At 38.0% G+C, this 24,253-nt stretch carries 21 protein-coding genes; 5 read left to right on the forward strand and 16 right to left on the reverse strand.

The window, feature by feature from the left end; genetic code table 11:
* The 7 genes from A2003_RS11975 to ybaK form a co-directional block, all read right to left on the reverse strand.
* A partial coding sequence (locus A2003_RS11975) for an MFS transporter (protein WP_286687433.1) occupies positions 1-633 on the reverse strand: 633 nt, incomplete at its 3' end.
* Entirely contained in the window at positions 630-1,001 is a 372-nt protein-coding gene (locus A2003_RS11980; RefSeq protein WP_112987492.1) for a hypothetical protein, read from the reverse strand. The genes A2003_RS11975 and A2003_RS11980, both read right to left, overlap by 4 nt.
* Positions 998-1,636 carry an acinetoferrin biosynthesis acetyltransferase AcbD gene (acbD, locus tag A2003_RS11985; RefSeq protein ID WP_004814638.1) on the reverse strand — a complete coding sequence of 213 codons (639 nt, stop codon included), beginning with the start codon at positions 1,634-1,636 and terminating at the stop codon, positions 998-1,000. The genes A2003_RS11980 and acbD overlap by 4 nt, the downstream gene beginning before the upstream one ends.
* 27 nt (positions 1,637-1,663) lie before the next feature.
* Positions 1,664-3,481, reverse strand: a complete 1,818-nt coding sequence (gene acbC / locus A2003_RS11990) for an acinetoferrin biosynthesis protein AcbC (RefSeq protein ID WP_112987491.1) — start codon at positions 3,479-3,481, stop codon at positions 1,664-1,666.
* Positions 3,478-4,959 carry an acinetoferrin biosynthesis monooxygenase AcbB gene (gene acbB / locus A2003_RS11995; protein WP_286687434.1) on the reverse strand — a complete coding sequence of 494 codons (1,482 nt, stop codon included), beginning with the start codon at positions 4,957-4,959 and terminating at the stop codon, positions 3,478-3,480. Before acbB ends, acbC begins: the two co-directional genes overlap by 4 nt.
* Positions 4,952-6,736: an IucA/IucC family protein gene (locus A2003_RS12000; protein ID WP_112987489.1), complete on the reverse strand. Its 1,785-nt coding sequence runs from the start codon at positions 6,734-6,736 to the stop codon at positions 4,952-4,954. Before A2003_RS12000 ends, acbB begins: the two co-directional genes overlap by 8 nt.
* Before the next feature lie 315 nt (positions 6,737-7,051).
* Positions 7,052-7,519 (reverse strand): Cys-tRNA(Pro) deacylase, encoded by a 468-nt coding sequence (gene ybaK / locus A2003_RS12005; RefSeq protein WP_004954520.1) that lies wholly within the window; start codon positions 7,517-7,519, stop codon positions 7,052-7,054.
* A 161-nt stretch (positions 7,520-7,680) separates the two neighbouring features.
* On the opposite strand from ybaK, the gene A2003_RS12010 reads away from it, so the two are divergent.
* The 4 genes from A2003_RS12010 (at position 7,681) to A2003_RS12025 (ending at position 12,301) form a co-directional block, all read left to right on the forward strand.
* On the forward strand, positions 7,681-7,986 hold the full coding sequence (locus A2003_RS12010) for a hypothetical protein (protein WP_004915688.1): 306 nt from the start codon (positions 7,681-7,683) through the stop codon (positions 7,984-7,986).
* A 196-nt stretch (positions 7,987-8,182) separates the two neighbouring features.
* The gene (locus A2003_RS12015) at positions 8,183-9,556 is read left to right on the forward strand and encodes an ABC1 kinase family protein (protein WP_004915684.1); all 1,374 of its coding nucleotides are present in this window, start codon (positions 8,183-8,185) and stop codon (positions 9,554-9,556) included.
* A gap of 236 nt (positions 9,557-9,792) precedes the next feature.
* Positions 9,793-11,079, forward strand: coding sequence for an acyl-CoA dehydrogenase family protein (locus A2003_RS12020; protein WP_171065594.1), 1,287 nt, complete (start codon positions 9,793-9,795; stop codon positions 11,077-11,079).
* A 22-nt stretch (positions 11,080-11,101) separates the two neighbouring features.
* Positions 11,102-12,301, forward strand: coding sequence for an acyl-CoA dehydrogenase family protein (locus tag A2003_RS12025; RefSeq protein ID WP_004954530.1), 1,200 nt, complete (start codon positions 11,102-11,104; stop codon positions 12,299-12,301).
* A gap of 70 nt (positions 12,302-12,371) precedes the next feature.
* Here A2003_RS12025 and gorA read toward each other — a convergent pair whose 3' ends face one another.
* Together gorA and A2003_RS12035 are read right to left on the reverse strand one after the other, a co-directional pair.
* Entirely contained in the window at positions 12,372-13,724 is a 1,353-nt protein-coding gene (gorA, locus tag A2003_RS12030; RefSeq protein ID WP_112987213.1) for a glutathione-disulfide reductase, read from the reverse strand.
* Positions 13,725-13,890: 166 nt separating this feature from the next.
* Complete coding sequence (locus tag A2003_RS12035; RefSeq protein ID WP_004915664.1) at positions 13,891-15,129, reverse strand: alkane 1-monooxygenase; 1,239 nt, start codon at positions 15,127-15,129, stop codon at positions 13,891-13,893.
* Positions 15,130-15,314: 185 nt separating this feature from the next.
* Here A2003_RS12035 and A2003_RS12040 point away from each other — a divergent pair, with 185 nt between their 5' ends.
* Complete coding sequence (locus A2003_RS12040; RefSeq protein WP_112987214.1) at positions 15,315-16,241, forward strand: AraC family transcriptional regulator; 927 nt, start codon at positions 15,315-15,317, stop codon at positions 16,239-16,241.
* A gap of 57 nt (positions 16,242-16,298) precedes the next feature.
* Here A2003_RS12040 and lpxA read toward each other — a convergent pair whose 3' ends face one another.
* The 7 genes from lpxA to dxr form a co-directional block, all read right to left on the reverse strand.
* On the reverse strand, positions 16,299-17,087 hold the full coding sequence (gene lpxA / locus A2003_RS12045) for an acyl-ACP--UDP-N-acetylglucosamine O-acyltransferase (protein ID WP_042890730.1): 789 nt from the start codon (positions 17,085-17,087) through the stop codon (positions 16,299-16,301).
* Positions 17,084-17,569 carry a 3-hydroxyacyl-ACP dehydratase FabZ gene (gene fabZ / locus A2003_RS12050; protein ID WP_004915652.1) on the reverse strand — a complete coding sequence of 162 codons (486 nt, stop codon included), beginning with the start codon at positions 17,567-17,569 and terminating at the stop codon, positions 17,084-17,086. Before fabZ ends, lpxA begins: the two co-directional genes overlap by 4 nt.
* A 6-nt stretch (positions 17,570-17,575) precedes the next feature.
* Positions 17,576-18,646, reverse strand: a complete 1,071-nt coding sequence (gene lpxD, locus A2003_RS12055) for a UDP-3-O-(3-hydroxymyristoyl)glucosamine N-acyltransferase (protein ID WP_112987215.1) — start codon at positions 18,644-18,646, stop codon at positions 17,576-17,578.
* A 3-nt stretch (positions 18,647-18,649) separates the two neighbouring features.
* Complete coding sequence (locus A2003_RS12060) at positions 18,650-19,132, reverse strand: OmpH/Skp family outer membrane protein (protein WP_151738297.1); 483 nt, start codon at positions 19,130-19,132, stop codon at positions 18,650-18,652.
* Between the two features lie 43 nt (positions 19,133-19,175).
* Entirely contained in the window at positions 19,176-21,707 is a 2,532-nt protein-coding gene (gene bamA, locus A2003_RS12065) for an outer membrane protein assembly factor BamA (protein ID WP_270900082.1), read from the reverse strand.
* Positions 21,708-21,739: 32 nt separating this feature from the next.
* A complete protein-coding gene (gene rseP, locus A2003_RS12070) occupies positions 21,740-23,095 on the reverse strand; it encodes an RIP metalloprotease RseP (RefSeq protein WP_112987218.1) in 1,356 nt (451 codons plus the stop codon).
* A 5-nt stretch (positions 23,096-23,100) separates the two neighbouring features.
* Positions 23,101-24,253: 1-deoxy-D-xylulose-5-phosphate reductoisomerase (gene dxr, locus A2003_RS12075; RefSeq protein ID WP_286687435.1), on the reverse strand; the 1,153-nt coding region annotated here is incomplete at its 5' end.

A 24,253-nucleotide genomic window follows, 5' to 3' on the forward strand; every position in this document is an offset into this window, starting at 1 on the left:
CAAACTTGGCTGCTGTTTTGAAATTTTCTCTGCATTTGATTTTTCTTTAATTTGGAAAATAGCCAACATCCTCAATGCTGTCATAGCGGCTAAGGAAATCAGTGCAGTTTGCCAACCATAAAGCTCATACAGCCATAAAGTTGCTGCTCCACCCACCATACTACCGAGCGCAACGCCGATGCTTTGTGCCATGCTTCCTAAGCGATATTCAGACTCTGAAAAGGTTTCGACGGTATAGCCATCAATTGCGATATCTTGAGTTGCAGCAAAAGTTGAAATCCATAAACCGACAATAACAAATACACCAAGACCGTAATCGAATTGGGTAAGTGCCAAAGCAACGACCCCCAACACCAAAGCTATTTGCGTAAACAAAAGCCAAGTTTTACGTTTACCGAGTTTTTTGAAATAAAAACGATCAATTAGTGGTGCCCAAAAAAACTTGAATGCCCAAGGAATATAGAGCAGCGACAACATGCCAATCCAACGTAAATCTACGCCTTGATGACGCAGAATCGCAGGTAAGGCCACATTATAAAAATAAAGTGGTAAGGCATGCGCGAGATATAAAACCACCACGAGACTCAGGCTCAAGGCTGAGACTTTCTGAATATTTAATGAATTTTGATTCATAAATACCTCTGCAAAGCCCATTGTGTGGCTTCAGCTTTATCTACGCTCACAAAATATGGAACATGCCAAGCTTTGTGCAGAGCTGGTGTATCCAATCGAATACGATCATCTTCATCTTGAGCAATACGAGCAAAACCCAAGCAATATTGGTAAAAATCTTGTTTATATTGCTTATACCATTTGCCTTGGATTGCTCTATATTCTTCAGGAAATTCAGTATTCACATTGGTTTGCATGATCAACACGAAATTTTGCTTATGTTCGAAATAGTGCTGAATCCGTGCTAACCATTGTTCAAATTCTGCAACAGAGACATTCGCCGCAAAGCGCATGTCTAAGATATGCATTTCATTGATATATAAGCTCATGTAACACTCAGGAGTTTGGCTGGCTGATTAGCTAGCTGTTGTTGTGATGTTTGGTAATAATCCCCAAACTTGTTATAGAAAGTTTCTCTGAAGCAGTAGTACAACATCGCTGTTTTTTCGGGCATCGGTATTAAACGTTGGCTTTCATAACAAAGCTCTGCCACCACTGCTGCATATGGTTTAACGGTATGATCTGGCTCACCCACAATTTTTTTAGCTTTTGAATGTTCAAAAATGTAAAAACTGAGTAAACGAATGGTTGGGCGCAAGAAGCCTTTGCCAAACACGGATTTGTCACCAAACAGGAGATGCCAACCGAGATCATTGTCATCACCATCGTAATAACGACCTAAACGATCTCGTTTACCTTCATAAATTTCGGTATAGCCCACATCTTTGCCATCAATTCCAACGATTAATAAACGGTGATGGTCATCTGCTAACATTTTGTCGAAGTAAACTTGTAACTCTAGTTCCGATTTATTTAACTGCCACTGAGGAATTACATGTGGCTCATGCATCCATTGATGTAATAAAGGGATATCCTGAGGATATTGCACTTGGCGTAAGTAGTACTGTGTACCATCTTCAAAGTATTCAAAATAATCTGGTAATTGCTGAGAGATTGTTTTCATATCGAACCTATAAAATGATGATTAAAATTAGCCCGCTTTTGCTTGGCGAGGTTGTTCTGCCCATGTTTTCAATGTTTCTGGGCTAACTGGATTTGCAATAGGATCAAGGAAGACAGGAACAGGACGTTCTGCTTCATCGTTATAACTTGTGGTAAATAGACGTACACGGTTTAGACAAATTTTGGTGTAACTTGGACGCAGCATGGCGAATTTATCAGCACGTTCAGCCAATTCTGGATGTCTTTGGTTAAACTCAACAATCGTGTTGGAAATGGTCTGCCAAAAATCAAGCTCAGAATATTCAGGATAGTCTTGCAAGAACACATTACAGATATAGCGGTAATGCACCATGAACAGACCTGTGAAAATAAAATGGCTTAGATCAGTCGCTTCATGACGGAGTAATAAGTCTGATTCAGATGGTAATTGAGTTAACTCAGGAAAATCCTCATCCACTAAATTGATGTCGTCAATGAAGTCTTTTAATACCATGGCTTTCGGCACACCATTTTCATGTACCAACATCGTGTTTTCACCGTGTGGTGAAAATGCCAAACCATAGCGATACAAGCAAAGTAACAATGGACTCATGCACACTTGAGCAAATTGAGCTAACCAAGCTAAAGGACTTAATCCTGATGCTTTGATCAGCACGCTCAGGATCGATTGACCAGAAATATCACGATGTAATAAAGCTGCTTGCGAGAGAACTTGTTGTGATGAATCAACATAACGATCAACACTTTCACGCCACAAACAACCGAACAGTTCTTTAAATTGGTATGGTGCGCCGTCAATGCGGTCAAAACATGGCTGGTGAATGGTTAAAGTTGCAACCTCACCCAAGAAAATCACACCTGTATTTTGTAAGTCTTGATCTTGTTGATGAATCTGTTTTAACCATGCGGTCACTGCTGGAGCAGCAAGATTACGTTTTGAGGGTAATCCACGATAAACAGCAGTATTAAAAATACTGACTGGCAGTTTAATGTAATGACGTTGTAGATTTGATGTATTACATAATGTGCGAATGGACTGCATTGGCACATAACTATCTTGACTGATATTCAGTTCAATAATTTTCTGATCCACAATCTCATTGGCATAAGTCGGAACAAGCCATTGATGCCATTGCCAAGCATGTACGGGAATCAAAAAGTAATTTTGAGGATCTAGGTTTTTTTCTTGGAGAATATTGATGAACTGCTGTAGTTCATTGGCATCAAATTCATGTTGATATAAACCGCAGGCACTCCAATCTTCAGTACTTCGATACTCTGCTAAATCACGATGAACGGCTAACCACAACACTTTAACTTCAGGTGAAAGCTCTGGTGCAGCGCTTAAATAATCATCATAACCAAAACCCATACGCCCTTTACTCATGATGAGCCAAGGATGACCACGTAGCATGCCTTCAACTTTGTAATGTGGCTCTGTCAAAACCGCTATACTTGGCAAACGTGTTTCATTGAACAAATGTGCTTCTGCCAGCCAAGTATTATTCATTTCTTTGATCAAATACGCTTTGGTAAATGGCTTAACATTAGAACTGTCAGACATTGCGACAATGAACTCATGTAAGTTCCAAGCAGGTTGATCATTTTCCTGACTATGAGTCACATCACGTACCGAAGCTTCCTGAATATTCCAGTGTCCGAGTAGATATTGATTTCCTTGAAACTCATACTGACGATTGCCTAAATCTAAACGATAACGACCTGCTGACAATGATTTAACTTCAATAATTTCTTCGTATAGAAACTCTGCAATCGCCATTTCAATAAGACGTTGTCCTGCGGCACGCCATTGCTGCTGATTAATTTTTAAAGTTGCAAAGTTCATATCAGTTTCTCATATGTTGAATGTACAGAAGCAGTTTGTGTACGTGTGTTTGCACCACGACGATTAGGATGCGCCGTCATCACGTTCTGTTCTGTTTTCTTGAAAATTGAATGGTTTTTATTGGGAGAATTTTCGCAAAGGCACTCGTTTGATTGTGCTTTGTCATCTGCCATACAAATTTTTGGATTTTGAGAGAGATTAAAGTGTTGGAAGGTTTGCGCTTGATTGCCTAATTCATAAAGAGGCTCAGCAAGCAGTTGATTAATGATCGTTGCTGCACGATAAGCACCAAGACCTAAATCAGGCGTGCCGACACCATGACTATGCATTTCTTGATTTTGAACAAAGATATGGCCATTCAACCTGTGTACAACTCGATAGTCTTCTGTAATCTGCCAACGCTGTTTATGATCAAGTTCGATGTATGGCTTGAGTGACTGCATAAAACCAAAATCAGGTGTGAAATAACCCGTTGCGGCTACAAGAAAATCACAGTCGAGATGAAAAGACTGAGCTGTAGCACGATGTTCGAAATGCAATCGGATTTTTTGTGTATCCAATGCTTCTGCATCTTTCAAATCACATTGACTATGCAAATGTGTCTGTATGCTTTGGCCTGCAATGCTACGGTGATAAAGTCTTTGATAAATTTCCCGAATGGTTTTTGCACTAATCCCCTTGTATAACAAGGCTTGTTGCTTTAACTGCTGCTCTTTCTGCTGTGCAGACAAATCATAAAAATGTTGTGCATAATCAGGGCTAAAATGTTCTAAACCTAATGGCGCATACTCCATTGGGAAGAAACCTTGAGAACGGGTAAACCAATGCAAATCAAACTGATGATTGTCGGTATCTTGCTGTTCGTCAAACAAGTCGATAAACACTTCAGCTGCGGATTGCCCCGAACCTAGTACAACAACATCGCCATGTAAATCTGTATCTACATGCGTCATATACTGTGCTGAATGCAGACATTGTTGCGGACGGACTTTCTGAATCTTTGCCAAACATTCAGGCAAATATGGCACATTACCACTTCCAATCAATAAATGACGGCATAAATAACTTTGCTGAACACCATTTGATTCAACGACTACTTTAAAACCTATCGTTTGGGGTTCAATCCTCAAGACACGAGATTGGTATTCGATACAATCAAGTTGTTCTGCAACCCATTGGCAATAATGGTTATATTCACAGCGCGGAATATGTGGATGCTCTAGAAAGTAAAACTTATACAAACGTTGCTGATGACACAGATAATTTAAAAAGCTAAATGGACTGGTTGGATCAACCATTGAGACCAAATCAGCCATAAACGGTACTTGCAATACCGTATTAGGTAGTTGCATACCTGCATGCCAATCAAATTGTGCCTTTTGCTCAAAAAACACGTAGTTGAGTGAGCTTTTGTTTTGTAGCAAACTAGCAAGACTTAAATTAAAAGGTCCTAGACCAATTCCAATAAAATCAAGCATAACTGACATCCTTCTGTGAAATACGCAGTGGATTTGGCAGTTGCACGTAAACAGACTGATTTTCGACAGGCGCGATCAATTCGTCTAACTCATGCAAACGTGTCAGCAAGTTACCCTTATAAGGCAGAGTTGAATTGAACAGTAATCCTTGCAATAAGGTGCTATCAGGATATTGTTGTAATTGTTCTTCTAAAAATTCAATTAAATGCGCTAACAATTCATCTTCAGTGATATAGCCTGTCGCACCGATGGCATTAATAATCCCAAACAAAGTATTGCCGAAGAAATAATAACTAAAACGTTCATCAACAAAATCTTTCGGACCTACCGCAAAGGCTTTTTCTTTCAGTTCAGGTAGCGCTTGTAGAATTTCAGTCGCAAACTCTTCAATATAATAAAAACCTTGGTTATCACGTAGCCATAAAGTTTTTGGGAAATGATTTTCCAGTTCCAATAATACATTTTGTTGATGTGACTCAAATGCCATACCAAAACGATGATATAGATACATCAAGGGTTGCAAACTAACTTCGAGGAAACGAGTAAACCAATCTAAAGCAATCTCTGAAAAACCCCTCTCAGGATGAGCTTTTGAAATTTTGGAAAATAATGCGTTAAAACGATTTAAAGATTTGCTTGGATGATCCTGACACAAGGAAGCAATACAAGTGACTTGCTGTTGAGGATGGAAAGGCTGATCTCTAAAAATGCAGATACTTTCATTAATCACTTCATCATCAATTTTCAAGGCGATCCAAGCTGGGTCATTGACTGCCTTTAAACTTGGACATTTTTTTAGAATATTCTGACCAAACTCACTGTGCCACAGACGATGTGTTAATTCACCACGATGACATTCTTTGGCTAAATTCACTCGAATAGAATTGGTAATCATCACAGAAAGAGATGGCTTCACCATCCACGGAGCGTTGAAGCTTGCCAATGTACGAATGGATGTTGTTGGAGAGAATTGCCAGCCACGTAAACCTAAATCAATCAATTGCCCTGTTTGCTTCAATCGTTCAAACCAAGCTTTACCCTGTAAATAACGAGCTTGCCAAGGATGCAATGGGAGTAATTTATATTCGCTATGGGTTTTAACTAGATTGAGATCATTTTCAGATAAATACCACTGTAATGCCGTTTTTAATTGCGCTGAAATAGGTTCATCAGTCGCACTACCTTCCGCAATGTAATCTTGGTGCACTAGCCAATAATGAAGTTGTGTCTTGCCTTTGTGTTCAGGTGAAAACTTTAGCCAATCCTCATGCACAAAACCTGTTCTACTTTTCGGCGCTGGGTGCATGCTATGCCCCAAAATCAATGCCTGTTCAGTTTCAATAAAGCTTTGACCAGCTTTAACCAAGTCATCAAAATCAGCTTCACGTTGTATTAAAAACTGTTGCAATGCATCACGGCTTTGAATCCACTTCTCTACCAAAGAAGCAGCATCCAAAGGTAAAGACGATTCAGAAACTAGTTCTTCAAGTAACAACCCAACGATTGCAACTGGACTAAATGATTTTGGCTGACCTGAAATTACGATTTGAGGAAGATTAGCTAACCGATGTCTACCAACTCGGCTGACATAAGATAATGGGAAATCACATTGAGCATGAATAGAATTAATCGGAATAGATAACAGCGTCAAACCTTGGCTAAACGCTTGTTGTTGCGGACTTTGCTGTGTTTTATTAAGCAAGTGACCTTTGCCAGTTTCTTGCGTATATGCGTTGACGAAATGTTGTATCGCCAACCGATTGGCAAGTGATTGCATCTGTCGGTATCCTCTATAAAGAGAGAGTTAGTTTTTTTCGAATGTTTGAGCTCAAAACACTTCTCAAATACAGCAACGACTGCATATAAGATTAAAGTAATGATAATAATTATCATTTATAATAGCAATTATAATACTTCCTTTGAAATTAACAGCACAAAGCATTGATTAATATAGATTAAATAAAAAAATAGATGATTATTGATACAAAAGATAATAATTCTCATTATTATATATTCTAATGAAAATCTGAAATTTTATTGTTTTAGTAGATTGAAACATTAAAGCATAAGCAATAGATGTCAGATAAAGTCCCTAACTATCCAATAGATCAGAGAAAGTTGCATTTAATAACTTTGCTAGATCATTAGGATCTAAACCAATATCCAGCCCTCTTTTCCCACCACTGACATATATTTTATTAAATGTCTGCGCCGTCGCATCAATGACGGTTTTTAGACGTTTCTTCTGCCCTAATGGACTAATTCCACCAACTAAATAACCAGTCAAACGTTCAGCATCTTTAGGATTTGCCATTTGTAATTTCTTACATCCCACCGCTGCTGCAACTTTTTTTAAATTGAGTTGATGGTTTACAGGTAAGATCGCAATAAAATAATTTTTTTCATCTGTGACCATTAATGTTTTGAAGACTTCTTCTACACGTAAATTGAGTTTTTCAGCAGCTTCTAAACCAAAACTCTTCGCGTTAGCATCATGTTCATATTCATGAATCGAGAATGCTATTTTGTTTTTTTCCAATAACTTACATGCTGGTGTCATTTGATATCTGGGTTATTTCGATGATTCTTAAGTTTGATAAGTGTAGCATTTTAAAAAAAATATTTTCAATTTGCTTAGGCTATTTTGAATAGTGTTCTTGATAATTATTTTTCAAACCTTATATAAAGACTAAATGCAATTGAGAAAGGCGCAAAAACTTCATGAGTTATAAACATAATAATCTGATGGCGATGCGTCAAAGCTACTGGGATGATGAATCTTCTTCTACCGTTCAAGCTGAAAAGCAATTTCTCCGTGATACTTTGGTTGAAGAAGGTATTTTCGAGAATGCGACTTTAGACGACACCAAGTACTTTTTCTTCACATTACCCAGTATTATTATCGTGAAAGCTCATGCTTTAGGTTTTCATCATAGTATTGTCAAACGTATGTTGATTAAGCATATACATACAAACCGAGCAGCTCTAATGCGTAAATCAGCCCTTAAAATTCAGTTTAAAATTTAGTACGTATGTATAAATAGCTGACTTAAGCGATCTCCAATTTGCTTAGGCTATTTAGATATTGTTGACTTAAATCACAAATTTAGACTGATAATTCAAGCGATTGAACTATTTTAATACGTTCAAACGCTGTAATATCCACTACAATTTAACTCTCGGCTTTCCTCCCCCTCCGATTTCAGCATAGGATTTTTCTTTCATGTCAGATCAGAACGATAAGCTCAAGAATCTAAAAACCTCGTCTGTGGATCGTCGCTTATCTATTGCAAAAGCTTCTTTACTTGCTGGAACTCGTTGGGCAACTGCAAGTGCTACCTCTATGTTTTCTAGTGAGGAAGAAAAAGAGAAGAAACGTAAAAAAGCGATGGCTGATCAAGCCCATTATTTGGTCTCTGAAATTGGAAAATTAAAAGGTTCAATTGTTAAAATTGGACAAATGATGGCTTTATATGGTGAACATTTCTTACCAGAAGAAATCACTCAAGCACTCAATACGCTGAATAATCAAACTGTTGCTTTAGCATGGCCTGCAATCAAAGCTCACTTGCATGAGCAACTAGGTTCGAAACTCAATGATCTAACGATTGATCATGAGCCAATCGGTACTGCATCATTGGCACAAGTTCACCGTGCAATTCGTAAATCTGATGGTTTAGAAGTTGTATTGAAGATTCAATACCCTGGTGTTGCAGAAGCGATTGATTCTGACATGAATCTTTTCAAAAACATGCTGAAACTCACACGAATGGTTCCTCAAACACGTGAGTTCGACCAGTGGTTTGATGAAGTTCGTGAAATGATGCACCGTGAAGTGAATTATGACATTGAGGCAGCGACAACTCGACGTTTCGCAGAACGCTTGAAAGATGACCCGCGTTATATTGTTCCACAAATTGTTGATGAGTTCTGTGCTGACAAAGTTCTGTGTATGACATTTGAGCGTGGAGTACCTATCAACAGCCCTGTTATGCTTTCTTTACCTCAAGAGCGCCGGAATCAACTTGGTGAAGCTTCACTAGAAATTGCAGTACGTGAGCTGTTCGAATGGGGTGAGATGCAAACTGATCCTAATTTTGGTAATTACCTTGTCCGCTTAGGCAATGGTGATGATGTAAAGGATAAGATTGTATTGCTCGACTTTGGTGCAATTCGCCAATTTGATGACAATCTACTTTCTGTCGCACGTAATCTTATCCATGCAGGATATGATCATGACAAAACTGCTATGGTTAAAGCGATGACAGGTTATGAATTTTTTGATTCGATGCCTGAAAGTGTAAAACCAGGTATGGCGGATGTGTTTTTAATTGCGACCGAAGCTTTTAGTAATCCAAGCAATAATCCTGATATGCCTGCTGGTGTGATGGATGAACAAGATCGTTATGATTGGAAAAAAAGCCAACTACATAGTCGCGTAATGCAGCAAGCTGCTCAGTCTATGGCTTCTCGTTATTTCTCAGTCCCTCCTAAAGAATTTATGTTTATTAGCCGTAAATTCATTGGTGCTTATACTTTCATGACAGTGATCGAGGCGAAGACAAATGTTCGCAAAATGATTCGTCAATTTGCATAAACCAAATTAATTCAGTCATATTGACCAATCTGCTCAGTCAGTTTGGTCAATTTTTTTTTGCTATAATTTTCTTTCATTTTTTAAAATTATTTAAAAACATAAACTTATTTGTCTTTATCCACTTAATTAACCCTTTATCTTTCTAATATTGACACGTCAAAGAAGACATAGTTTTTTTAGCTTTAGCATGCGAGCATAAATTCACAATCATCCTCTAGGATAAAATCATGTCAAATATGATGAATAAGGCTCAAGGTCTCGGGCTATCATTGATCACTAAAATCGCAGGAAGCGAAGTGCTCGATCAACTCAAATTAAGAAAGTTTGTAGAAAAGTCTCTATACCAAGGTTCAAAAACTGGTTTTAAAGTTCTAACAAAAACTCAGAAAGCTTTTAAACCGCAACCAATTGACAAACAACGTTTACCAAATCAAGTTAATAAAAATCTATTTGATTTAGGATTGACTGAAGAGCAACAAATGACATCAGATGCTATGTCACAATTTGCTCAGGAAGTGCTTTACAATTTAGCACATGATGCAGATCACAATGCACAATTCCCCGAAGAACTTTGGCAGCATTTGGTTGATTTAGGCTTGAACTACTATGCATTACCTGAGGCTTTAGGTGGTGTTGCCGCAGAACAAAATATTGTCAGTAATATCCTAATTGCTGAAAACTTAGCTAAAGGTGATTTCAGTCTTACAGCTGGATTATTAAGCACATTCAGCGTGATCAATGCCATCACTCGTTGGGGATCAACACAAGTACAAAGTATGTATTTGCCTTGCTTTGCTGAAGACACAGATATTACAGCGACATTTGCATTTCAAGAAGCGACCCCTGCATTTAATCCATACCAATTAAAAACGAAAGCGACTGAACAAAATGGTCAGTTCTATATCACAGGTGAAAAGACTTTAGTCGTTTTAGGTGATACATCTGATGTATTCCTTGTCAGTGCAGAATATAACGGTCAACCTGATATTTTTGTCGTGCAATGTGATGAAAGTATTGCCATCAAATCAAATCCAGCGATGGGTCTAAAAGCTGCTGAAACTGCTACCTTACAGTTCAATCAAACTCCAGCTTTACGATTAGGTGATGCTGATTTCGATTACACAGCATTTGTAGATCTTGGGAACTTGATGTGGTGTGCGATGGCTGTAGGTACATGCGAGGCGATCAAAGCATACTGCATCAAATATGCAAATGAACGTACAGCTTTCGGTGAGCCTATTTCTCATCGCCAAAGTGTTGCCTTCATGATTGCTGATATGGCTATTGAAATTGATGCAATGCGCATGTTGGTACTTAATGCAGCGAGCTTAGCTGAAGCGGGTCAACCATTTCATCGTGAAGCTTACCTTGCAAGACTTTTGTGCGCTGAAAAATCTATGAAAATCGGTACGGATGGTGTACAGATCCTAGGTGGTCATGGTTTTACCAAAGAACACCCTGTTGAACGTTGGTATCGTGATTTGCGTGCTACTGCAATCTTACATTCTGGCTTACATGCTTAATTGATCATTCGAGGATATTACAATGAATTTACAAAATCCTAAAAAATTCAAAATGATGGTCGATCAGGCACATGAAGTTGCTTTGAATGTGTTGCGCCCAATTTCAAGAAAGTATGACAAAGCCGAACATGCCTATCCAAAAGAATTGGACATGTTGGCATCATTAATTGATGGCATGAATGAAGGTGGTGAAGGAATAAATGCAGGTGCTGCTGTTGGCAAACGTGGAGAAACTGAGTCAGGTAACAAAAACGGCAATAATATGTCGACTGCACTCGGTATTATAGAAATGTGCTATGGCGATACGGGTTTATTGTTAAGTATGCCCCGCCAAGGCTTGGGTAACTCTGCTATTGCGGCAGTAGCAAATGACGAGCAACTTGAACGTTTTAAAGGGACATGGGCTGCCATGGCAATTACTGAACCAGGTTGTGGTTCGGACTCAGCTGCTATTCGTACGACAGCAACTCAAGATGGTGATGAATACATCTTAAATGGCGAAAAAATCTTTGTCACTTCAGGTGATCGTGCAGATTCAGTTGTAGTTTGGGCAACACTCGATAAAAAGCTTGGTCGTGCAGCTATAAAATCCTTTGTTGTACCCAAAGGTACTCCAGGAATGAAAGTTGAACGTTTGGAGCACAAACTAGGAATTAAAGCATCTGATACTGCTGTCATTAGTTTCATTGACTGTCGTGTTCCAGCTGCAAACCTGTTAGGTAATCCTGAGATAGATGTTGCAAAGGGTTTTGCTGGAGTTATGGAAACCTTTGATAATACCCGACCTCTCGTTGCAGCAATGGCGATTGGTTGTGCCAAAGCATCACTCGAACGTATCAAAGAAATCTTCAAAGATCAGCTTGATCCAGACTATAAAACACCTTATTTACAAACCTCAAACTTAGCTGCGCAGATCTATCGGATGGAAGCTGAATGGGAAGCTGCTCGCCTGCTTATGGTTAAATCCACATGGATGGCAGACAACAAAAAACCAAACTCAAAAGAAGCTTCTATTGCCAAAGCTAAAGCTGGTCGTGTTGGTAATGAAATCACGCTCAAATGTGTAGAACTTGCTGCAAGTGTAGGTTATGGTGAAGATGAATTACTGGAAAAATGGGCACGTGACTCAAAAATTCTAGATATTTTTGAAGGTACTCAACAGATTCAGCAATTGATCATCGCACGTCGAGAATTGGGTAAATCATCGAGCGAATTGAAATAATTTGGCTTAATTCGAAAACTAATAAAAAGGACGTTAAATTAACGTCCTTTTTTAGAAATATGATTCTAGTTTATCTCATCGTCACAAACTCTTCCGCAGAAGTCGGATGAATTGCAACGGTATTATCAAAATCTCTTTTTGTTGCCCCCATTTTCAAAGCGACTGCAAACCCTTGTAGTATTTCATCCATGCCAAAACCTATACCATGGATACCCACAATTTTTTCCTCTTCACCAACACAAACCAATTTCATTTTGGTTGGCTGGCGATGCTGTGTAATTGCACTATACATAGCGGTAAAAGAAGAATTATAAACTTTTACTGACTGCTCTCCGTACTGCTCAATCGCTTCTTGTTCTGTAATACCAACAGTTCCTATCGGTGGATGACTAAACACCACTGTTGGGATATTTTCATAATCTAGATATTCATTTGGTTTATTGTTAAATAATCGTTCAGATAGTCTCCGACCTGCAGCAACAGCAACAGGTGTGAGTTCCATTTTCCCAGTAATATCACCAACAGCATAAATCCCTTTCTGAGTTGTATTTTGGAATTTATCAACTTCAATATAACCACGATCGTTCAACTGAACATTGGCTTTATCTAAATTTAGATTTGCTGTATGTGGCTCGCGTCCAGTCGCCCAAATTAGGCAATCGACTTTATGCACCCCACCATTTTCGAGATGTAAATTAACTGAACCATCGATATTTTTAGTCACTTTTTGGGGAATAGCTTGTGTATGAATTTTCACGCCATCAGCTTGCATTACCTCAACCAGAGTTTCACTTAAGAACTGATCAAATCTTCTCACAGGCAAATCTTTTCTAATGAACAATCCAACTTGTGAGCCTAATGCATTTAATACTCCTGCAAGCTCAACTGCAATATATCCTGAACCAATAACTGCTGTTGTTTTTGGTAAAGCACTGAGTTCAAAAAAGCCATTGGAATCAATTCCATATTCAACACCTTCAATTTTAGGCAATGATGGCTGTGTGCCTGTTGCAATCAATATATGATCAGCAGTGAAAATTTCACCGTTTACTTCAATTGTATTTTGATTTACAAATTGGGCAGCACCTTGTATCAAATCTACATTATTTTTACTTAGGCTATTTTGATATGACTGATGAATTCGATCTATATAGGCTTGTCTGTTTTTAACCAAAGTTTGCCAATTAAAAGATTCTATTTGGGCATTAAATCCATAATCTTCAGCATATTTATGGATTGATTCAGCGATATGTGCTGCATACCACATTACTTTCTTGGGTACACAACCGACATTTACGCATGTTCCACCAATTTCAGACCTTTCAATTAAGGCACATCTCATTCCATACATTGCCGCTCGATTGACTGAAGCAATACCACCACTCCCACCACCAATAGCAATATAATCATAATGTTTTGTCATATTTGCCTCTTAAATAATCAGAAATTCTTCTTAAAGTTAAATATCTAAATAGATATACAGCATAAAAAATATAAAGCCTTTGTTTTTAATGGTTTTAATACAAGAAAATAAAAAAAGCACCAATCATCTCTGATTGGTGCTTCTGCTTTGGGAGCAGCTTTTCAGCTTATTCCGTAGTTACAGTCTCTAAAGATGCTTGCTCAAGCGATTGATCAACAACACCAAACTTCTTGAAGATTTTCGCACGACGTTTAGGGTAAATGTTCGCTTTGTTTAAATCACCTTTGTAGTGTTCAACAACTCGTTTATCCATCATTTTAAACCATAGAGGTGGAATGAGTGCTGGTAATAGCATACTTGCATAACCACTTGGCAATTCTGGCGCTTCGTCGAAATGACGCAATGCTTGGAATGGACGTGTTGGATACGCGTGATGGTCTGAATGACGCTGTAATTGATACAAGAATAAGTTCGTTACGATATTATTGTTGTTCCAGCTATGCTCTGGCATAGTACGTTGATACTTACCATTTGCATCTTTTTGACGTTTCAAACCATAGTGTTCGATATAGTTAATCACTTCAAACAAACTAATTCCGTAGAATGCTTGAGTCGCTAAATAAGGAATCACGCCTTTGCCGAATATACCAACCATAGAACCATGGAAAGCTGCGCTCATTCCCCAACCTTGAAGCAACTCATTGTCTAATGACCAGAACTCTTTGCCTTTACGTTTTAAACGAGTCGTTTCGATCTCAATCGCAGATTTCAAAGAACCGAAAACTGTACGTGGCCAAAACTCATAGAACGTTTCGCCCATTTGAGAAGATGCTGGATCTTCAGGTGTCGCAGCACGTTTATGGTGACCATAAGGATGTTCAACGCGGAAATGGTTATAGCCAGTTGGTACAAGCGCTAAGTGCGATAAAATATGATCAAGACGATCATGCTTATGGCTAAGCTCATGCGCAGTATTGATTGCAATACCGTTGATCGCACCCATTGAGATACCAAGTAAAATTTTATCTAGGAAAGAAGTATCTTTACGACTAGTTAAATAACACGCATAAATGTTTGCAGCATATTGTAAAGGAATGAAAGTTTTAACAAGACGCGCATAGTATGGATCTTGTTCTAGTAATTTCACTTCCTCAGATGTTGGGTTATTTGCATCTTTCCCTACGATAGTATCAATTGCAGGAATCACAATATGAAGTAAGATAGGACCACCTAAGGCAAAGATCTTTTTCAGTGGGCGTGGTGCAAATTGGTAACCACCTAATATCCCAATACCAATTACTGGTAATGCAGGACTAATTGCCCATAAATAACGTTTACGATCCAACTCTAACTTTGATTTTGCTAGAGGCGCAAGTGGCTGCTCTACATTTACTGGCGCATTCATAATCATATCCATGTCTTTGTATATATATATTTTGATTGAAAATGATTGACATGACAGTAGCAAACGTCCAAAAAACCTATGTCAGCGTCTTTGGCATAATCCACCCTGTTTTTGTCCCTTAAACACATATTGAATTATTAACCCTGCTTCCTATAATCTAACTGAAATATAAAATTATTGTTCTTATGGATGCTTTAAGTAAAATTTTTGATGATATACATCTCAATCGAACCGAATATATCTACTTGAAAACACAAGGAGAATGGTCATTTTTATGTCATGAGCAACCTGCTCTTATCGTCCACATCGTTTTGGTTGGATCTGTTTATATTCAATTAAATTCACAAAATAGTTTAACTGCGAACGCAGGTGAAATTGTCATTATAACCTCTGGAAAGCAACATACTGGAGCTGATAATGCGGTCAGAAAGTTAGTTAATGCTTTAGATATTTCTAATTTGTTTGATGGACATAAAAATGAAGCCATCGAGTTTGGTACAGAATCAGTAGAAAAAAATCTGATTCTAACCGTCCGTTGTGAAATGGATACCATCATGGCTCGTCCGTTCATGCAAGCCTTGCCAGATGTCATTCATGTACAACATGGCGAAACAACTGCGCCTGAATGGCTACAAATCGGTTTGCATTTTCTAGCCCTTGAAACACAAAATATTCAAGCAGGTCGAGATATCATTATCGATCATCTTGTAAGTATTTTACTGATCAAATGTATTAGAGACCACATTCAAAATATTTCAACTAAACATGGCTGGCTGAGTGCACTTAATCATCCAGAACTGAGCTATGCTTTAGCATCAATTCATAATCAACCTGAATTAGCATGGACTGTTGAAAGCCTTGCGGAACAATGCTGTATGTCTCGCTCAAAGTTTGCAAGCCTGTTTCATGAGGTGATTGGAGAATCACCCCTTGCCTATCTACAGCAACACCGTATGAGACTCGCAAGCAAGTATTTACGTAAAAGTAACTACTCTATTCAACAAATTGCCAATATGGTGGGATACACGTCTGAAACAGCATTTAGCCAAGCTTTTAAACGTACATATGAATTATCACCCAAACCGTATCGCCAAAAATTTTTAGAAAGTTAAGATATAAAAAACAAAAAAGACACCTAAGTGTCTTTTTCGAATTCAATCAGATATAAATCAACGAACAATGCCGCGAGTTGATTTTTCTAATGAATCAATAAAGAGTTGTGCTTCAGGCGTATTTTCAAGAATTTCATCTCGAATTTGCGCAATCGCTTGTTCAGTCGTCAAACCTGATTTATAAATCAACTTATACGCTTCTCTTAAACCTTGTATCGTATTTCTTGACCACCCTTTACGACGCATACCTTCAATATTCATTCCGTATGCATGTGCAGGATTACCTGAAGCCATCACATAAGCAGGCACATCTTTAAGAATAAGCGCCGCACCACCAATCATGCTATACGAATCGATTCGGCAGAACTGATGAATACCAGCATTTCCACCTACGATCACATGATCACCTACATGTACGTGACCCGCTACGCCAACATTATTAGCAAAAATATTATGATTACCAATAACACAATCGTGGGCAATATGGGTATTTACCATTAATAAATTGTGGCTACCAATTTTGGTAAAACTTTGATCCTGAACAGTACCTCTGTGTAAGGTACAATGTTCACGAATAGCATTGTGATCGCCTATCTCTAACCATGTCTCTTCGCCTTGATATTTCAAATCTTGGCAAATTTCCCCGATACTCGAAAATTGGAAAATATCGTTATTTTTTCCAATTTTAGTAAATCCCCCGACCACAACATGCGAACGTAATTTTGTGCCTGCATCAATAGTTACATTTGGACCAATAATACAATACGGTCCAATTTGTACATCAGATGCAATTTCTGCAGATGCGTCAATAATTGCGGTTGGATGAATTAAATTTTGACTACTCATGTCTGCTCAATTTTCTGATGGGAAATAATAATCTCAGCCGTCGCGGCAATCTTACCGTCAACACTGGCACTACAATTGTACTTGTAAATGCCACGTTTTTGCATAACTAGCTCAGATTTTAAGATAAGCTGATCGCCTGCGACAACTTGTTTCTTAAATCTTATTTTCTCCGCACCTGCAAAAAGGAACAATGAACCTGCTTTGGGCTTCTGATTGGTTAAAACAAAACCTAAAATTCCAGACACTTGAGCAAGAGCCTCAATGATCAAAACACCAGGCATAATTGGGTATGTCGGGAAATGCCCTTGGAGAAACTCTTCATTAATAGATACGTTCTTATAGCCAACGATACTATTCTCAGTAACTTCCGTAACTCGATCAACTAATAAAAATGGGTAACGATGAGGTAAATATTCACGAATTGTAAGAATATCCATCGGTAATTCAGGCATAGTAAATGCTGGAGATGTTGACTCAGTCATAATAAATTATTTACGTAACTTAAGGGTTGATTCAAGGGACTCTAATTGAGCTTGCATATGATCAAGCCTTTTAGTGATTTGGGTCAATGGCACATCTGCTAATTGTCTTAAGCGTACAACCGTCCTTTTCCAATGGTTATTTTCAAAAAGACCAATTCCAGAAGAAAACGTTCCAGCTTCAGAAATATTTTTTGTGACCATTGACATTCCAGTCAATGTCACATTATCCGCAATATTTAAATGTCCCGCAACCGCACTTCCACCACCTATGATACAGTTTTTGCCAATTTTCACACTTCCTGCAATTGCACAATTCGCAGCTATCGCTGTGTTTTGACCAATTTGTACGTTATGGGCGATTTGCACAAGATTATCAATAATGACACCATCATCGAGAATAGTATTATCTAATGCGCCACGATCAATACAACAATTTGAACCGATTCGAACATCATTACCGATTAAAACCGAACCTAATTGAGCGATACGATGCCATTTACCTTGATATGGTGCAAAACCAAATCCCTCTGAACCAATCGTCGTATTAGCATGAATGCGTACACGATCTTTGAGTTTAGCTTCACCAGTGATGGTCACATGAGAGTCAATGAAGCAATCCTTTCCTATTTCCACATCATCATCTAGATGGACTTGGGATTGAATAACGGTATTACTTCCGACAACACAATTTTCTCCAATCACAACATAATGACCAATATAGGCATCATCAGCAATGATCGCAGAAGGATGAATTTGAGCAGTACTTTCGATTCCTCTTTGCACATTCTTTTTATCAAATACATGTGTGAGCATAGCGAAAGCTAAATAAGGATTTGAAACAACGATAAAGTTGTGTTTTGAGCTTAATTGTTCTTTTAATGCTTCAGTGACAATGTATGCTCCCGCCTGACTAGCCTGAGCTTGTGCTAAGTATTTTTCACCATTTACAAAGCAAATGTGATAATTCTGTGCGTGTTCTAAACTTGCTAAATTATGAATCTGAAAATCTTTTTGACCGATATACTCACCTTGTACAAGGTGAGCAATCTCTTCTAAACGATAACTACGTCTATTCATTGATTATTTCATTGCATTGACCTTTTGGATCATTTTATCAGTTAAATCATACTGAGCGTCAGAGGCAATCGTAGAATTTTTATTTAAAATAAAGTCTAAGTTATTCTCTTTTCTCAATTGTTCAGCAGCTTGCTTTACACGATTTTCAAAAGTTGTATTCATCGTTTGTAGAGATGACTGTACTTTAGTTTGTAAACTTTGTTGAGTTGTATTGAACTCATTAACTTTGGCTTGGTATTGAGCAGAAAGTTTTTGTAAATCAGCTTGATTCGCTGATTGAGCTTTCTGTTGAAGACCTTCTATTTCCTTACCCAACTGCTCTAGTTTAGTCGAAGTAGGTTTTACCGATTGACCTAAACTCGCATTTTGCTGCTTTAGATATGTACTACTTTCAACGACTTTAGCTAAGTCTATAACCGCAATACCACCTGCATTTGCTGTAACCGTTAAACCTAAAGCAACCATCAATATTGATAATCTTTTCATTATTTCTTACTTCCTTTTCTATATTCTTAGGGTAAAGTCGTACTTAGAAAGTACGACCGATTTCAAATTGAATAGATTTTGTATCATCGCCTTTCTTATCATTAAGCGGAAATGCATAACTGAGAGATAAAGGACCGATCATCGTAATCCAAGTAAAACCAACACCAACACTGTAACGCATGTTGCCAAAATCAAACTTATAGTTATCTTTACAATATTGTTTGATATCAACACTATTACCATCAACTAAAAGATCGCCTTTAGGCACATCACATTGTGTATCGAAGACTTGTGCACCCTCAGCAAACACTACAGGTCTTACTTGACGAGTCCAATCACCTTTGAATGGCAAAGGTATCGCAAGTTCAGTACCAAATTGTACTAGGGCGTTACCACCAACTTCTTCCGGATTCGGGTCATTTTTTCCTGTTTCTTGGAAAATGACACTCGGATATTTTGGACCTAAAGTACTGTTTTCATAACCACGTACAGAGCCATAACCACCTGCATAGAAGTTTTTGTAGAACGGCAAGTCATTACCATAGCCCAACTTACCATAGCCACGTAGTACAAAATTATTACCTAATGGCATAAATGCTTGCGCATCATAAGTCACTTTTTGGTATTCAACATCACTGCCTGGTAAACCAACTTCTAAACCAACTCGATGTGACATACCCGAAGTTGGGAAAATCGGACGATTCAGTGTATTGTAAGACCAACCCAAATTAAGCATATAGGTTAAGAATTCGCCTTCAAATGCACTTTCGTAGTCTTCGTAACCACCCTCACATATAGGTAAACCGGTTACAGGATCAGTTTTAACTTTCCCATCCTGATCTTCTTCAAATTTACCACTTGGACACCAAGTAGACTTACCCGTAGCTTTACCACCATTCGCTAATAAATAGTCACGAATATAAGTTGAAACACTTGGCCCCGTTCTAACTTTGGTCTTATCAACACCCAAAGAAGCACTTAAGCTTTGATTTTCATCGATAGGATAACCAAAGCTTAAACTACCGCCATAACTGTCAGTTACATAGTTATTAACGTTATAATCTTCATTTAACTTGGTTTTACGATAGTAAACATTGTAACCACGGCTTACACCATCAATTGTAAAGTATGGGTCAGTTACGCTGAGGTTGTAGTAATCTTGAGTTTCAGAACGAGATAAATCAACAGATACTCGATTTCCTGTACCCATAAAGTTAGTTTGGCTCAGACCCGCTTGGAATGTAATACCACCATTCTGAGAATAACCCACAGCAAGAGTTGTTGTACCTGAATGTTGTTCTTCAACATTCACATTTAAATCAACTTGGTCAGGAGAATTTGGAACACGAACTGGTTTGACATCTACAGTTTTGAAGAAACCTGTACGTTCTAAACGAACTTTAGAGAGATCAATTTTCTCGTTACTCGCCAACGCACCTTCCATTTGGCGCATTTCACGACGTAAAACTTCATCAGCTGTTTTACTATTACCAGTAAAATTGATACGACGAACTGTAACTTGCTGGCCTGGATTGATATAGTAATTTAAATTAACAATACCAGTCTGATTATTAATCTCAGGAACTACGTTTACTTCAGCGTAGTAATAACCAGCATTACCATACTTGCGAAGCAATAATTGTTTTACAGCATTCACTTTTTCTTGTGAATAAGTTTCACCATCTTTATAAAGCTTTAATGCCTGTAATTCTTCTGGCTTATATAAAGCATCGCCTAGGAATTTTGTTTCGCCGAATTTAAACTGGCTACCCTCATCAACTGATACTTCGATAAAGATATTCTTTTTATCTTCACTGATATTCAATTGAGAGTTAATAATATTAAAGTTGATATAACCTTTATTTAAATATAAAGCACGTAAAGCCTCTAAGCTCGCAGCCATTTTCTCACGTGCATAACGGTCATTACGTGTAACGACAGATGCCCAACCACTTTCTTTAACAGCGAAAGCCTGTTTAATATCACTGTCACTAAATACCGTATTACCAATAATATTGATATCAAAAACTTTTGCTGGAGTACCTTCGTTGAAATTCAATTTTAATTCAACGCGGTTATTCGGTCGAGCAACAGTTTCTACCGTTACATCAGCATCATAACGACCTTGTTGTGTATATTGCTGCTCAAGTTCTGTTTCAATAATTTGCAAAGCAGATTTTTTGAAAACTTCGCCCTCAGCAATTCCCATCTTTTTCAAACCTTGTTCCAAGGCTTCTTTCGGAATAAGTTTATTGCCTTTAAATTCCAATTTTGAAATTACAGGGCGTTCAATCACTTTGAAAACAAGGACATTATTTTCTTTAAATGCCTTAATATCATCAAAAAGACCCGAAGCATAAAGAGTACGAATCGATTCGGCAATCATTGGATCGCTGACTCTGTCGCCACTATTTACTGGTAACATCGAATAGATACTCGCAGGTGTTAAACGCACAAGGCCATCAATTCGTATATCTTGTGCAAGAAACTCATCTGCTGCGTATACTTGTTGTACCGCTGCCATCGCACTAACCAGTGCCAAAGGCATTAATAAATGTGTGTGACGCATGCCCATATATTTTCCAGTAAGTTAAATTCCATTTGCGCTTATAAGCGCATGAAGTCGTTAAATAAAGCCAAAAGCATCATGCTACCGAGCAGTACCATACCAACTTTTAGACCAAATATCTGTATTTGTTCAGAAACAGGTTTACCACGAATTGCTTCGATAAAGTAATAAACTAAATGACCACCATCGAGCATAGGAATAGGCAATAGATTTAAAATACCCAAACTTACACTCATCAATGCCATAAAGGATATAAATGTTTGCCATCCCATTTCAGCACTCTGACCCGCAACTTTTGCAATCGTAATTGGACCAGATAAATTATCCAAACCAATTAAACCACGCACCATTTTAACAATTGAGTTAAAAATCATATTAGAGAGCTGAACAGTTTTATCAACTGCAACACCTAAAGCTTCTAGTGGTGAATATTGAATTGTTTGCTTGTATTCATTCGGGATTGTGATCTTACCCACATCACTTTTCACACCAAGCACGCCCGATACATTCCCCATATTATCGCGCTGACCTTGAGGCATAACCTGTAAGTTAACAATTTGACCTTTACGATCAACAGCAATATTGAGTAATTTTTCAGGAGATTTTTGCACTACATCAACGACATCGAACCAATCTTTCATGGCGACACCATTGATCGAAACTATACGATCACCAACTTTCATGCCTTGACGAATCGCTGCACCATCTTCACTTAGCTCTTTAACAGTTGCAGGAATCACTGGACGGTATGGAAGAAAGCCTAAAACATCCAATGGTGATTGGCTCTGATCCTTTAAAAAATCTTTAATCGGTAAACTAAATTGCTTCTCAGTACCACTGCGATCAACAACAACTGAAACTTGTCCAGTTTCGCCAACTCTATCAACAAGCGTATAGTTTAATTTTTCCCATGTCGGCGTTGTTTGCCCATCCACCTCTATGATTTTATCACCAACTTTCAAATCAACTTGAGCAGCTGGTGTGTTTGGCATAATTTTACCAATACGCGTGTTAAGCTGTTCTTGAGCAGGTAAAAATAGAATCCAAAATAGGAAAATAGCAAAGATCAAATTGATTAAAGGACCTGCTGCAACAATAGCTATACGCTTCCAAGGAGACTGACGATTAAAAGCATACGGCAAATCTTCAGCAGCAACATTTCCCTCTCGTTCATCTAGCATTTTTACGTAGCCACCAAGTGGTAATGCTGACAATTGATATTGAATACCTGATTTTTTAGACTGCCATTTTAATAAAGTAGGACCAAAACCAATTGAATATACTAGAACTTTTACGCCGAGTTTACGTGCCACCCAATAATGACCAAATTCATGAATCGCAATTAATGGACCAAGCAACAAAATCGCTGCAACAATCATAAACAGTGCATTCATACGATTTAGCCTCCTATATCCACAATGTGTTTTTCAGCAATTTGTCTTGCGATCATATCAGTATGCAAAATGATGTCTATATTTTCTGCTTTAGCATTTTGTACATTTTGCAAAGCATAATCGACAACTTGTGGTATTTGTGTGAAACCTATCTGCTGTTTTAAAAATGCTGCAACTGCAACTTCATTTGCAGCATTGAGCACAGTTGGTGCCAACCCACCAGCACGCATTGCTTGACGAGCAAGATCTAATGCTGGAAAACGAATAGTGTCAGGAGATTGGAAATTTAAGTGAGCTACATCAAATAGGTTTAATGCAGGAACATCTGTTTTTAAACGTTTTGGCCAAGCCAACGCATGTGCAATTGGAGTACACATGTCAGGATTTCCCATTTGTGCCAAAGTTGAACCATCCACATATTGCACCATTGAATGAATGATACTTTGTGGATGAACTACGACTGTAACAAAATGTTCTGAAATTGAAAACAAATGACAAGCCTCGATAAGCTCAAGACCTTTATTCATTAAAGTGGCAGAATCGACTGAGATTTTTTGTCCCATTGACCAATTCGGATGTTTACAAGCTTGTTGAGGTGTCACATCTTTTAATTGATCAAGGGTATGATTTAAAAAAGGTCCACCTGAAGCCGTTAATAAGATTTGAGAAACACCTAACTGAGGCTGTCCTGTTCTTTCTGCATCCAGATAATCATGCGGTAAAGACTGGAAAATCGCATTATGCTCAGAATCAACAGGTAATAATAATGCACCATGCTGACGTGCAGCCTGCATCATAATATCACCTGACATCACTAATGCTTCTTTGTTTGCTAGGAGTACTCTTTTGCCAGCTTTTACAGCCGCCAAAGTAGGAAGTAATCCTGCAGCACCCACAATTGCTGCCATGACAATATCAACATCGTTATGTTCAGCGATTGCAATCAAGCCAGATTGATCAGTGAGTATCTCTATATTTATTAAATTTTCTTGATTAAAAAGTTGTTTTAACTCAAGTGCTTTTTCATTAGGCACAACAACAACTTTTGGACGATGTTGCTTACATATTTTTAAAAGTTCATCTAAACGACTATATGCAGAGACTGCAAACACATTGTATTGGTCTGGATGCTGCTCCAATACTTTTAATGTACTTTGA

The sequence above is a fragment of the Acinetobacter sp. GWC1_38_13 genome (genome assembly GCF_001767535.1).
GTDB classification, from domain to species: Bacteria; Pseudomonadota; Gammaproteobacteria; order Pseudomonadales; family Moraxellaceae; genus Acinetobacter; species Acinetobacter junii.